The 13,452-nt window shown below is 65.2% G+C and carries 11 protein-coding genes; 2 read left to right on the plus strand and 9 right to left on the minus strand.

Annotation, left to right across the window (positions count from 1 at the left end; translation table 11 throughout):
- Complete coding sequence (locus ABIB00_RS03030; protein WP_247351683.1) at positions 1–1,557, plus strand: MDR family MFS transporter; 1,557 nt, start codon at positions 1–3, stop codon at positions 1,555–1,557.
- 41 nt (positions 1,558–1,598) lie between these two features.
- Here ABIB00_RS03030 and ABIB00_RS03035 read toward each other — a convergent pair whose 3' ends face one another.
- From ABIB00_RS03035 to pcaF, 6 genes are all read right to left on the minus strand, one after another.
- Positions 1,599–2,690, minus strand: a complete 1,092-nt coding sequence (locus ABIB00_RS03035) for a phosphotransferase (RefSeq protein WP_354103332.1) — start codon at positions 2,688–2,690, stop codon at positions 1,599–1,601.
- Positions 2,691–2,736: 46 nt separating this feature from the next.
- A complete protein-coding gene (locus ABIB00_RS03040; RefSeq protein WP_354103333.1) occupies positions 2,737–4,428 on the minus strand; it encodes a methyl-accepting chemotaxis protein in 1,692 nt (563 codons plus the stop codon).
- A gap of 209 nt (positions 4,429–4,637) precedes the next feature.
- The gene (gene pcaG, locus ABIB00_RS03045; protein ID WP_247442103.1) at positions 4,638–5,228 is read right to left on the minus strand and encodes a protocatechuate 3,4-dioxygenase subunit alpha; all 591 of its coding nucleotides are present in this window, start codon (positions 5,226–5,228) and stop codon (positions 4,638–4,640) included.
- Positions 5,229–5,930, minus strand: coding sequence for a protocatechuate 3,4-dioxygenase subunit beta (gene pcaH, locus ABIB00_RS03050; RefSeq protein WP_247442101.1), 702 nt, complete (start codon positions 5,928–5,930; stop codon positions 5,229–5,231). It lies immediately after the preceding gene.
- 95 nt (positions 5,931–6,025) lie between these two features.
- Entirely contained in the window at positions 6,026–6,919 is an 894-nt protein-coding gene (locus tag ABIB00_RS03055; protein ID WP_354103334.1) for a dioxygenase family protein, read from the minus strand.
- Positions 6,920–6,973: 54 nt separating this feature from the next.
- Positions 6,974–8,182 carry a 3-oxoadipyl-CoA thiolase gene (gene pcaF / locus ABIB00_RS03060; RefSeq protein ID WP_354103335.1) on the minus strand — a complete coding sequence of 403 codons (1,209 nt, stop codon included), beginning with the start codon at positions 8,180–8,182 and terminating at the stop codon, positions 6,974–6,976.
- A 216-nt stretch (positions 8,183–8,398) separates the two neighbouring features.
- On the opposite strand from pcaF, the gene mutS reads away from it, so the two are divergent.
- The gene (mutS, locus tag ABIB00_RS03065) at positions 8,399–11,134 is read left to right on the plus strand and encodes a DNA mismatch repair protein MutS (protein WP_354103336.1); all 2,736 of its coding nucleotides are present in this window, start codon (positions 8,399–8,401) and stop codon (positions 11,132–11,134) included.
- Between the two features lie 108 nt (positions 11,135–11,242).
- On the opposite strand, the gene ABIB00_RS03070 is transcribed toward mutS, so the two are convergent.
- The 3 genes from ABIB00_RS03070 to ABIB00_RS03080 form a co-directional block, all read right to left on the minus strand.
- The gene (locus tag ABIB00_RS03070; RefSeq protein ID WP_354103337.1) at positions 11,243–12,040 is read right to left on the minus strand and encodes a hypothetical protein; all 798 of its coding nucleotides are present in this window, start codon (positions 12,038–12,040) and stop codon (positions 11,243–11,245) included.
- 61 nt (positions 12,041–12,101) lie between these two features.
- The gene (locus tag ABIB00_RS03075) at positions 12,102–12,611 is read right to left on the minus strand and encodes an OsmC family protein (protein WP_354048069.1); all 510 of its coding nucleotides are present in this window, start codon (positions 12,609–12,611) and stop codon (positions 12,102–12,104) included.
- 52 nt (positions 12,612–12,663) lie between these two features.
- Positions 12,664–13,449, minus strand: coding sequence for an ABC transporter ATP-binding protein (locus tag ABIB00_RS03080; RefSeq protein ID WP_354103338.1), 786 nt, complete (start codon positions 13,447–13,449; stop codon positions 12,664–12,666).
- Positions 13,450–13,452: the final 3 nt, after the last annotated feature.

The raw sequence follows: 13,452 nt of genomic DNA on the forward strand, positions 1-13,452 counted from the left end.
ATGTCCGGCCCCCATGCGAGCCTGATGGTCCCCGGCATGCGCCGGAACATGGTGACGATCTGCGCCATGACGGCGACCATCATGCAGGCGCTGGACACCACCATCGCCAATGTCGCCCTGCCCTACATGCAGGGCACGCTGTCGGCCTCGCAGGACCAGATCAACTGGGTGCTGACGTCCTACATCGTCGCCGCTGCGATCATGACGGCGCCGGTGGGCTGGATCTCCAACCGCTTTGGCCGCAAGCGCATCTTCATCGCCTGCGCGGCCGGCTTCACCTTCGCCTCCGTGCTGTGCGGCCTCGCACAGGACATCAACCAGATGGTGCTGTTCCGCCTGCTGCAGGGCGTATTCGGCGCAGCGCTGGTGCCGCTGTCGCAGTCAGTGATGCTCGACTATTACACGCTTCAGGAACGCGCCACGGCGATGTCGATCTGGGGCATGGGCGTGATGATGGGCCCGATCATGGGCCCGTCGCTGGGCGCCTGGCTGACCGAGAGCTATTCCTGGCACTGGGTGTTCTTCGTCAACCTGCCGTTCGGCGCGATCACCGTGCTCGGGCTCGCCGTCTTCATGGACGAGACCGATAAGAATCTCAGCCTGAAGTTCGACTGGTTCGGCTTTGCCGCGCTGGCGATCGGGATCGGCGCACTCCAGCTCGCGCTCGATCGCGGCGAGCAGCTCGACTGGTTCGAGTCGGTCGAGATCGTGACCGAGTTCGCCGTCTCCGGCGTCGCCTTCTATTACTTCTTCGCCCACTCCTTCACGACCTCGCGTCCCTTCATTCAGTTCGCGCTGTTCAGGGATCGCAACTTCCTCACCGGCTGCATCTTCATGACGGTGATGGGCCTCGTGCTGTACTCGACCATGGCGCTGGCTTCGCCCTACCTGCAGAACGTGATCGGTTATCCCATCATGACCGCAGGCGGCCTGCTCGCAAGCCGCGGCTTCGGCACTTTCTTCGCCATGATGATGGTCGGCCGCATCATGCGCTGGATCGAGGCGCGCACGCTGATCATCTGCGGCCTGACGCTGACGGCGGCCTCGCTGTTCCAGATGACGGGCTGGACCGACCAGACCCAGGTGCCGGAAATCGTGGTCGTCAGCGTGATCCAGGGCTTTGGCTTCGGCCTCGTCTTCGTGCCGCTCTCGACGGTGGCGTTCCTGACGCTGCCGAACCACTTGCGCACCGACGGCACCTCGATGCTGACGCTGCTGCGCAACGTCGCGAGCTCGGTCGGCATTTCCATCGTCGTCGCCGAGCTGACGCAGGGCACGCGCAAGACCTATGCGATCCTGTCCGAGAACATCAACCCGTTCAACCACGCGCTCCAGATGCCCAACGTCAGCGGCATGATCAATCTCTCCACCGACGCCGGCCGCGCCATGGCCGACAGGATGGTCAGCGTGCAGGCGCAGATCATCGCCTTCGCGCACGACTACATGTTGGTGATGATCTTCATCCTCTGCACCATCCCACTCGCCCTGATGATCGGCTCGTCCAAGGCCACGCTGCGCAAGCAGTCGGCCGGGCCGGAACATGCGGTGATGGAGTAGGGTGCGTCACAACTTGGACGACGGCGAGCGTGCAGCGCCAACTACCCCAAAAACTCCTCGCACCCTAAATCCTCGACCGCCAGCATCACCCGCTCCAGATTGTTCCACCAGATCACCGGCGGGATGTTGATGCTCCATTGCCAGACCGGCGTGGTGATGTGCCAGAGCACCGACCAACGGTAATCCTGATCGAGCGCGCCGCGCGTATAGCCGCTGACGCCGTGCGCGATCAGCGTCTCGTAGTAACGGTTGAGCAGCGCCCGCTCGAGCGTCTGACGGCGTTCCGGATACCATTGCATCGCCATCATGTAGGCGAGGTCGTTGGTCGGCACGTTGATGTTCCACAGGTCGAAGTCGAATATCCGCACGGTATCGGCGACGCCGGCGCGCGGCAGCAGGAAATTCCAGATGTGGGCATCGCCATGGGTGATGCTGGCATGACGTCGCAAATGATAGCGCTGGGATAGCCGGGCCGACTGATTGATCAGGCGGCGGTAGAAGATGCGGCGCTCTTCGCTGAGGCGATCGCCGAGCAGGTCCGCGAAGCGATCGTAATGGCCGGCGAAGGTCTCCATGTGGGTTGCACTGTCCTCCTCGCTCGCCCAGGTGCCGACGGTCTCGCCGAGACCGGGATGGTCCCACCAGGCCGCGTGCCATCGCGCGAGCGTCGTGACGATCGCCATCGCCTGATCGCGCGACGGTGGCAGCGGCCATTGCGTCGCAATCTCATGGCTGTCGGTGAGGTCTTCGAGCAGAAGATGTGAGGTCTCGCTCTCCTCGTCGAAATGCCCGTCGAAGCAGCGCGGCACAAGCCCCGCCGGCGCTGTTGGCGCGAGCTGCGTATAGAAGGCCACTTCGTGCCGGCCGCCATTTGCAAGCGTCTTTGCGAAGTCGGAATGCGCGGTCTTCAGGATCAGCGATTGCGGGGCGCCGGCGGATTCCCCCACATAGCGCAGGCCAAGGCGGATAATGTGCGACACGACGGTGTCGCGCTGATGCAGCACTTTCACCTCGCGGACTGCGCCGGCGTCCAGCACGCCACTCCTGCGGAGCGCTGCCGTCAGTCGGGCGGGCTCAACGACCGCCGGCAATTGTGGAGGTGTCATAGCCACGATGCCCTTGTCCCATGTCATACTGCACGATCACGCCCCACGCACCAGCGGCCGACCTGATGCCGGCCTACGCCGCAGCGGTCGAGTCGCGCACGGTCCTGACCACGACCGACCGGAGCTGTTCGAGATTGGCCGCCATGCCGGCGATCGCCTGTCTGACCTCGGCGGCGCGCTCGTTCACGGAGGCGGCGTCACGGCTGACGTCGCCGATCTTGGCCGAGACCTCCTTCGCCGCGGAAGCCGATTCGGAGATCGAGCGCGTGATCTCACGCGTCGCGGCGTCCTGCTCTTCCATCGCGGCGGCAACCGAGGTCGCAACTCCGTCGATTTCGAGGATGTGGCCCCCCATGGTTTCGACGGCATCGACCGCGGCCTGCGTCGAGGCCTGGATCTCGGCAATCAGCCGCGTGATCTCCTCGGTGGATTTGGCGGTCTGGTCGGACAGGGATTTCACTTCGGCGGCGACCACCGCGAAACCGCGGCCGGCTTCGCCGGCACGCGCGGCCTCGATCGTGGCGTTGAGTGCCAGGAGGTTGGTCTGACCGGCGATGCCGCCGATGAGATCGGAGACCTCGGCGATTTTCTTGACCGAACCGGCCAGCGCCTGGATGGTCGAACGCGCCTGTTCACGACCGGCGACCGCCGATTTTGTGACCGTGCTGGTCCGCGCGACCTGGGTCGCGATCTCACGGATCGAAGCACTCAGTTCTTCCGCCGCGGCTGAAACGGTTTGCGAACTGCTCAGGGCCTGGGTGGACGCCGAGGCAACCGCCTGCGACTCCGTGGACAACGACCGCGCGATCTCGGACAGGCTGGAGGCCGCCCGTTCCACGCCTTGGGTCGCAGCGCTTGCGGTATCGACCGAGCGGCCGGTTTCCCGCTCAACCGTATCGGCCATCTGTTGCAGGGCACCACGCTTGGCCAGCGCCGCCTCCTGCTCCTGCTGCAGCTGTTCTTCGCGCAGCCGGGCATTGTCGACTGCCGCCTGCTTGAACACCAGCAGGGCGCCCGCCATCGACCCGACCTCGTCCTGACGGTGTGCGAAGGGGATGTCGGCGGCGAGATCGCCGGTCGCGAGCTTTTGCATCGTGCCTGTCATGCGCACGATCGGGCGCACCACGCCGAGCGCGACGCCGAGCAGGCCCGCGGCAATGAATGCCAGAACGGCGGCGGAAACGCCCATGAGGATATAAAGCATGGAGCTGTCGCGGTCCGCGGCCAGCTTCTCCATTTCGGCATTCTGCTTGTTGGCGCTCTCGACAATGCTGTCGATGACGGCGCGATGCGCGGTGTAGGCATCCTTGAGCTGCGCGTAGGCGCGCTCGGAGGCGGCCGTGTCCTTGGCCTTGAGGGCCGGCAGGAGCTGGTCGGACAACAGCTTCCAGAACTTCTGCACCTCGGCGTCGGATTTCGACACCAGCGCGGTCTTCAGGTCGGCCGAGAGGCTGGAGGTAACCCAGAAAGCCTTGCGCTCGTCGTAATCCTTGCGGAGCTGGACCAGGCGGTCGCCGTGCGCCGCCAGCCGGTCCGGCTCGCGCATGGCGAGGGTAGCCTCGAGATAGGGCTCGATCACATATTCCGGCGGGGGCAGGATGTCCGCGATGAGGTCATTGCCGAGCTTGATGTCGGTATAGAGCGGGCCGCCGACCTTGAGCTCGTGCAGGGCGTAGAGGCTGGTGGAGACCACGGCGGTAAAGCCGATGGCGAGGACGATGCCGAAAGCAATGATTGCGGAAGAAAGCGAAAGGCGAATTTTCATGAAACAATCCGATGGGCCGCGCCAAATCCAACGGATCCTAGAGGATTACGGTAAACACGGGATTGCTTCGCGCGGAATTTGAATCGCGCGGACTCCGGAGAACTACGGGAAAACGGCGTCAGCGAGCGGTTTCGGGCAGCGAAAGTTGGGCCCGGTCCTCCGCCATCGTCCCGGATAGGCGCAAGCGCAGATCCGGGACGCCACCTCAGTCACACGTCGAAAAACACAGTTTCGTTGTCGCCCTGCAATCGCAGGTCGAGCCGGTACACTGGCTTGCCGGCCTCGCGTACGGCGGTCAACGTGGCGCGGCGGTCGGCCGGCACCAGCGCCAGCACGGGGTCGGCGGCGTTGCCGGCCTCGTCGCCGAAATAGATGCGGGTATAGAGATGCCGCAGCATGCCGCGGCCAAACACCGCAAGCAGGATATGCGGCGCCTGCGGCTTGCCGTCGGGATCGGGCACCGCGCCTGGCTTGATGGTTTCGAAGGCGTAGTTGCCATCCTTGTCGGTGCCGCAGCGGGCAAAGCCGCGGAAGCTCGCATTTGGCAGCGCGCGCTTGTCCTGCGGATCGGCAAAGCGCCCCTGCGCATCGGCCTGCCAGATCTCCAGCATGGCATCAGGCACAACGACTCCATCGCCGTCGAACACACGGCCCTCGATGCGGACGCGATCGCCGGTGACGTCGGGAGTCAGCGTCGAGTTCGTGAACGCATCGTTCCAGGCGTAGTCGCCGTTCGGCGTCAGGCCATATTTGAAGAACGGGCCAACCGTCTGCGATGGCGTGATCCCATTATCCTGCACTTAATGGTTCTCCATAGGCGTGGCGTTCTTGCCGCGCAGCACGATGTCAAAGCGGTAGCACAGCGCCCATTCGGGCTGGGTATTCTCTAAGTCGAACGACGACACCATCCGCGCCCGCGCCTTCTCGTCCGGCACCGAATTGAAGATCGGATCGAACGGGAACAGCGGATCGGCAGGGAAGTACATCTGCGTCACCAGACGCGTGACGAAGGAATGGCCGAACACCGAGAGATGGATGTGCGCGGGACGCCAAGCGTTGTGGTGGTTGCCCCAGGGATACGCGCCAGGCTTGATCGTGACAAAACGATAATAACCGGAGGCATCGCTCACGGTGCGGCCGGCGCCCGTAAAATTCGGATCGAGCGGGGCCGGATGCTGGTCGCGGACGTGAACGTAGCGGCCGCAGGAATTGGCCTGCCAGATCTCGACCAGTGAGTTCGGAACGCCGCGGCCGTCCTCGTCGCGCACATGGCCGTGCACGATGATGCGCTCTCCGAGCGGCTCGCCGGTGTGCTGGGTGGTGAGGTCGCTGTCTCCCTCGCGCACAGTCTCATGGCCGTAGACCGGACCGGTCAGCTCGGACAACGTATGGCGCATCGGGATCAAGGGCTTGTTCGGCGCGCGCTTGATCGAGCTCTTGTATTCGGGCGACAGCGGCAGCGGATGCGCCTGGTTGCTGTCGACGGGATAGATGAATGTCATTGGCGAACTCCTCCCCGGCCCTTTTCGGTCCGACCGGTCAACACTTCCGCCAATCATTATAGGATATAACTAATTGGGGGAAGCGGCTTTGAGCCTTATTTGATCGGCGGACGCGGCAGCACGGCCTCGCCGGCTTTGAGCCGGTAGACATGATCGAGCGAATACCAGGGCGTCGCGACATCGCGCTCTGTCGGGTGTGGCGCGTCATGACGCAGGAACTTGCCTATCAGCGCCTTCGTCACGCCGAACTGCACGTCGCTGTCGATATGCGGATCGGCGGGATCGTAGACCTGCGAGATCAGCACCTTGAAGCCGGGCTTGAAGACCAGGGCATGCAGGTGCGCGGGACGATAGGGATGCCGGCTCTGCGCCTCCAGGAGACGGCCGACCACGCCATCGGTCGGAATGGGATAGCCGACCATCATCACGGAGCGGAAAGAGAAGCCTCCGTCCTGGTCGGTCGTAAACTTGCCCCGCAGATTCATGTCGGCCTGCTCCGGGTCCTGGTTCTCATAGAGACCGACAGGCGACGCGTGCCAGACGTCGACCTCGGCGCCGGCGACGGGGCGGCCGTCCCTGTCCACGACGTGACCGTTGACGAACAGCGGCGCGCCCGGCGTCTTGGAGCGCACGATCGATCCGCCATTCTCCATCCGCGGCGAGTTCAACCGCCAGAACGGTCCGAGCAGCGACTGGTCGGTTTCCGTGTTGCCCTGATCGCCATTGTTCAGCAGGCACACCAGCGGCGAGACGCCGAGCGAGCCCGCCATCAGCACGACCTCATTATGCGTGTCGGTCGAGAGCTTGCCGAGCTCGGCGATAACAGCCGTGGCGTCGCGGAATTCCTTCTCGGTCAGACGAACGTCGCGGACGAAGCCGTGCAAATGCTTGACCAGGGAGACCATGATCTGGCGCAGCCGCGGATCGGACGTCCGCTCCATCACCGCCAGGGCCGCGGCCGTGACGTCCTGCTCGCCCGCAATGATCATGGAAGCGGATCCCTAAAATTTCTCTCTCCCGCAAGCAGGGAGAGAGAAGAGAGCCTAGTTCAGCTTCTCGATCGCGACAGCCACGCCCTGGCCGACGCCGACGCACATGGTGGCAAGCGCGAGCTTGCCGCCGCGCTTTTCCATGCCGTGCACGGCGGTGAGCGCAAGGCGCGCGCCGCTCATGCCGAGGGGATGGCCGAGCGCAATCGCGCCGCCATGCGGATTGACGAAATCGGCATCGTCGGCAACGCCGAGCTGGCGCATGCAGGCGATGCCCTGCGAGGCGAAGGCTTCGTTGAGCTCGATCAGATCGAAATCACTGATCTTCTTGCCGAGACGCTCCATCAGCTTGCGGGTCGCGGGCACAGGGCCGATGCCCATGATGCGCGGCGGCACGCCGGCCGACGCAAGCCCGAGGATGCGGGCACGCGGCGTCAGGCCATGCTTTTTCACGGCGGCTTCGGACGCCAGGATCATCGCGGCGGCGCCGTCATTGACGCCGGAGGCATTGCCCGCGGTTACCGTGCCGGGATTGCGTACGATCGGCCTCAGCTTGGCGAGGGCTTCGAGCGTGGTCTCGGGGCGCGGATGCTCGTCCTTGTCGACGATAACGGGGCCGGCCTTGCCGCCAGGAATGGTGATCGGAGTGATTTCTTCGGCGAAATAGCCGGCCGCAATCGCCGCACCGGCGCGTTGCTGCGAGCGGATCGCGAAAGCATCCTGATCGGCACGCGACACCTGGAACTCTTCCGCAACGTTCTCGCCGGTCTCCGGCATGGCATCGACGCCATACAGCGCCTTCAGCAGCGGATTGATGAAGCGCCAGCCGATCGTGGTGTCGAAGATATCGGCAGAGCGCGAGAAGGCTTCCTGCGCCTTGCCCATCACGAAGGGCGCGCGCGTCATGGATTCGACGCCGCCGGCAATCGCGAACTCGATCTCGCCGGAACGGATGGCGCGGCCGGCGGCACCGACCGCATCGAGGCCGGAGGCACAGAGCCGGTTCAGGGTTTGGCCGGGAACTGAATCCGGCAGGCCCGCAAGCAGGAGCGCCATGCGTGCAACGTTGCGGTTGTCCTCGCCGGCCTGGTTGGCGCAGCCGAAGAAGACCTCGTCAACCTGTGCCCAGTCGAGATTGGGGTGCTTGGCCATCAGCGCCTTGATCGGGGCAGCCGCAAGGTCGTCGGCACGCACTTTGGCGAGGGAGCCGCCGAAACGGCCGATCGGGGTCCGCACGGCATCGCAGATAAAGACGTCACGCATCGTTGTTCTCCCTGAATGCCGCGATCGGGCCTAAATTCTTCAATGTCGACGGAGTTTTAGGAGGGCGCCCGCGGCAGGTCAATTGACTGATACGCGCGTGTTCCGAGGGGTGCGCACGCCAGCAGCGCATGCCGCGGTGCGGACAACGTGGAAAACCTCCCCGCCCCGGCCAAAGCGATAGGAGCGCGGGGCGAAATTTTGTAGGTTGCGCCGCCCATGACAATGCAACAACCGATCCCTGTACCGCCCCCCGACGAAGCGACCACGCCGCAGGCGGAAGCTGCCGCGCGCGTCACGCCGATGATGGAACAGTACCTTGAAATCAAGGCGGCCCATCAGGGCTTGCTGCTGTTCTACCGGATGGGCGACTTTTACGAGCTGTTCTTCCAGGACGCCGAGATCGCCTCCAGGACACTCGGCATCGTGCTGACCAAGCGCGGCAAGCATCAGGGCGCCGATATCCCGATGTGCGGCGTGCCGGTCGAGCGCTCCGAGGATTATCTGCACCGGCTGATCATCGCGGGGCACCGGGTGGCGGTGTGCGAACAGACCGAGGATCCCGCCGCCGCCAAGGCGCGCGGCAACAAGAGCGTCGTGCGCCGCGGCGTGGTGCGCCTGGTCACGCCGGGCACGCTGACCGAGGACACGCTGCTCGACGCGCGCGCCAACAACTATCTGATGGCGCTCGCGCGCGCCCGCTCATCGGCGGGCGGTGACCGCTTTGGCCTCGCCTGGATCGACATCTCGACCGCCGAATTCATGGTGACGGAGTGTTCGGGCGGAGAGCTCACCGCGACACTGGCGCGCATCAATCCGAACGAGGTGATCGTCACCGACGCGCTCTACAACGACAGCGAGCTCGGACAGACCCTGCGCGAGCTGCCGGCGGTGACGCCGCTGACCCGTGACGTCTTCGACGGCGCCACCGCCGAGAAACGGCTGTGCGATTATTTTGCCGTCGCGACCATGGACGGACTGGCGCAGCTCTCGCGTCTCGAAGCCACCGCCGCGGCCGCGGCCGTCACCTATGTCGACCGCACCCAGGTCGGCAAGCACCCCCCGCTGTCGCCGCCCGCGCGCGAGGCCTCGGGTGCGACGATGGCGATCGATCCGGCGACGCGCGCCAATCTCGAACTGACGCGGACGCTGGCGGGCGAACGCCGCGGCTCGCTGCTCGACGCGATCGACTGCACGGTGACCTCGGCGGGGTCGCGACTGTTGGCGCAGCGGCTGGCCGCGCCGCTGACCGATGCGGCGGCGATCGCGCGGCGGCTCGATGCGGTCGGCAGCTTCGTTGCAGACTCTGCCGCGCGCGAGGACATCCGCAGCATCCTGCGCGGTGCGCCCGACATGTCGCGGGCGCTGGCCCGTCTGTCGGTCGGCCGCGGCGGCCCGCGTGACCTCGCCGGTCTGCGCGACGGCGTCATCGCCGCCGACCAGGTGCTGACGCGGCTCGACGAACTCGACCAACCGCCGCAGGAGATCGCCGCGGTGATGGCAGCGCTGCAAAGACCATCGCGCGAGCTCGCAGCGGAATTCGCCGGGGCGCTCGGCGATCAACTGCCGCTGATCAAGCGCGACGGCGGCTTCGTTCGCCAGGGCTACGAGCCTGCGCTGGACGAAACGCGAAACCTGCGCGACGCCTCGCGCCTGGTGGTGGCTTCGATGCAGGCGCGCTACGCCGACAACACCGGCGTCAAGGGCCTGAAGATCCGGCACAACAACGTGCTCGGCTATTTCGTCGAGGTGACCGCGCAGCACGGCGACAAGCTGATGTCGCCGCCGCTGAACGCGACCTTCATCCACCGCCAGACACTGGCGGGCCAGGTGCGCTTCACCACCTCCGAATTGGGGGAGATCGAAGCCAAGATCGCCAATGCCGGCGATCGTGCGCTCGGCCTCGAGCTAGAGATTTTCGAACAGCTCTGCGCCAAGGCGCTCGACATCAGCGAGGAACTGCGTGCCGCCGCTCACGGCTTTGCGCTGCTCGACGTCGCGACGTCGCTGGCCGAGCTGGCGATCGACGAGAACTATGTGCGGCCCGAGGTGGACTCGTCTCTCGGCTTTGCGATCGAGGCCGGCCGTCATCCCGTGGTCGAGCAGGCCCTGAAGCGCAATGGCGAGCCGTTCATCGCAAATGCCTGCGACCTGTCGCCGGGACCTGCGCAAAAGTCCGGCCAGCTCTGGTTGCTCACCGGTCCCAACATGGCCGGCAAGTCGACCTTCCTGCGCCAGAACGCGTTGATTGCTCTTCTTGCTCAAATCGGAAGTTTCGTGCCGGCGAGGCGCGCGCGGATCGGCATTATCGACCGCCTGTTCTCCCGCGTCGGAGCCGCCGACGATCTCGCCCGCGGCCGTTCCACCTTCATGGTGGAGATGGTCGAGACCGCTGCGATCCTGAACCAGGCCGGCGAGCGCGCGCTCGTGATCCTCGACGAGATCGGCCGCGGTACAGCGACCTTCGACGGTCTCTCGATCGCCTGGGCCGCGATCGAGCATCTGCACGAGAGCAACCGCTGCCGCACGCTGTTCGCCACGCATTATCACGAGCTGACCGCGCTATCGGCAAGACTGCCGCGCATGTTCAACGCCACCGTGCGCGTGAAGGAGTGGCAGGGCAATGTCGTGTTCCTGCACGAGGTGCTGCCGGGCTCGGCCGATCGCTCCTACGGCATCCAGGTGGCGAAGCTGGCTGGCCTGCCGCCGGCCGTGATCACGCGCGCGAAATCGGTGCTGGCAAAGCTGGAAGCCCAGGACCGCGGCCAGACCGCACGCGCGCTCGCCGACGATTTGCCGCTATTCGCAGTGCCCTCGCGCGCCGCGGCGGAAGCTGCGCCGCCGAGCGAAGCCGATCTGCTGATAGACGCCGTGAAGGCCCTGCACCCGGACGAGATGTCGCCGCGCGAAGCGCTCGATGCGCTGTATGCGTTGAAAGCGAAACTGCCGAAGTAGCGAACGGTCCTTCCGCAACCTTCATTGCAAGCGGAGCGAAGCAATCCAGAATCTCTCTGTGCCGGCAGTCTGGATTGCTTCATCGCTTCGCTCCTCGCAATGACGAGGCTAGTGCGCCAATCGCTTCCTTCGCCCGTTCCACCACAGCGTCAGATTCCAAACGACGCAGGTGGAGAGCCCCATGCTAAGGCCGATCGCGGAGCCGAAATTGGCGGCGCCGACGTGCAGCACGGCGATCGCCATGCCGAATCCGAGCAAGCCCCAGGCGGAGTTGGCGAGCACGGCGGCGGTCGGCGGTCCCCCGATGCGCGGATGCAGGATCACCATGATGCTGGAGAACACGACCGGGTACAGCGCGATGATGCCGCTGATCCTGGGGCCGACCCAGCCCGACGTCGAGACCACGATGGCGACGAGGGTCGCAACCAGCAAAGCGCGCATCGGCACGTCATACCAGCGGCGCGTCACCAGCGGCATTTTCACATGGCGATAGCCCGCGAGTAGCGGAATGCAGATGCTGAACGCGATCAGATTGGCGACGAGCCCGGCGGCGAGCGGCCAGTCGAACTGGCGGATGATCGAGGCCAGCACGATCCAGACCGCGACAGCGCTTCCGCAACTCACCAAAAGACTGTGCCGTTGCGACAGCACGACATAAATGAGGCACATGAAGATCGTGGCAGCATTGACCGGCAGGCTCGACAGCGCGCCCTGCGCGATGAAGGCGGCATCGTGGTCGAGCGCGAGGTAGACGTAGGAGGGACCGGCCGAGATCGGCAGGGTCGCCACCAGCGCTCCGATCACCGGGCCCGAGCGCTCGGTGATAACGGAGGCCGTCACGACGAACGCCGCCGCGATCGCCATGCGCAGGAGAAGGAAGAGAATGAAGTGGAGGTCGGGGGACATTTTTTTCTGTCATTCCGTCCTTGTGCGCAATTGCGCACAAGGCCAGGACGACACTTGTTGATTACATTCGCTGCATCGACACCGAGACTTTCGGGCCGTTCTTGATGGTCTGATAGACCACGCAATAGCGCTCGGTGAGCTTGAGCAGCAGGTCGAGCTTGTCCTGCGGCGCATCGGTGTCGACCTCGAAGCGCAGGCGTATCTCGGCGAAGCCGACCGGAGTCTCCTTGTCGACGCCGAGCGTGCCGCGGAAATCGAGATCGCCCTCGGCGTAAACGTCGCCGGTCTTCAAGGGCACCTCGATCGCGGTCGCGACCGACTTCAGGGTGACGCCGGCACAGGCGACCAGCGCCTCGAGCAGCATGTCGCCGGAGCAGAGCTCCAGGCCGGAGCCGCCGGTCGCGGGATGCAGGCCGGCCATTGCGATGGCGCGACCGGTCTCGACCTTGCAGGCGATGCCGTCGCTATCCGTCGAGCCCTTGGCCTTCAACGTGATCATCGCGGTCTTGGGATCGGTCTTGTAGCGTTCCTTGATCGGGGCCTGCATCTGGCGCAGTTCTGCGGCGTCCATTGTTCTCTCCCGGAAAATACGCCTGCCGATGTACCGGCTCGGAGGCGAATTGTCACCACCACATGGCCTGACCGGGACCCAGCATTGCGTCACGGTCGGGCACACTCCGGTCGAGCGAACGGTCGAGTGACGTCAGCACACTTCGCTTGAAATTCTCGAACAGCGGCGAATTGCGGTCGCGCGGCCGGCCCAGATTGATCTCGATCTGGTCGAACAGCCGGCCCGGCCGCGGCCGCATCACCAGCACGCGGTCAGCCAGCACCACGGCCTCGTCGACGTCATGCGTGACGAGGATGAGCGTCGGCCGCGTATCGGCCCAAAGATCGAGCAGATGATCCTGGAGATCCCTGCGGGTGAAGGCGTCGAGCGCCGAGAACGGCTCGTCGAGCAAGAGCACCTCGGGCTGAGGCACCAGCGCGCGTGCGATCGCGACACGCTGTGCCTGCCCGCCCGAAAGCTCGCGCGGCCAGGCCTGCGCCTTGTCGGCGAGCCCGACACGCTCGAGCGCGCGCGCCACCTTTTCACGCCGCTCAGTCGCGGGCGCATCGGCAAGACCAAAGCCGATATTGTCGGCGACACTGAGCCAGGGCAGCAGCCGCGGCTCCTGGAAGATGATGCCGATCTTGGCATGCGGCGAGGCGATCGCCTCGCTGTCGAGCGTCACGGTACCGGAACTCGTGCGGTCGAGGCCGGCGATGGCGCGCAGCAGCGTGGACTTGCCGCAACCCGAGCCGCCGATGATGGCGACGATCTCGCCTTGCTTGATTTCCGCCGAAAAGCGCGCCAGCGCCTGCACGCCGTTGGGATAGGTCTTGCTGACCCGTTCGAGCGCCAGCATCGC

The organism is Bradyrhizobium sp. LB14.3 (assembly GCF_040547985.1).
Classification (GTDB): Bacteria; Pseudomonadota; Alphaproteobacteria; order Rhizobiales; family Xanthobacteraceae; genus Bradyrhizobium.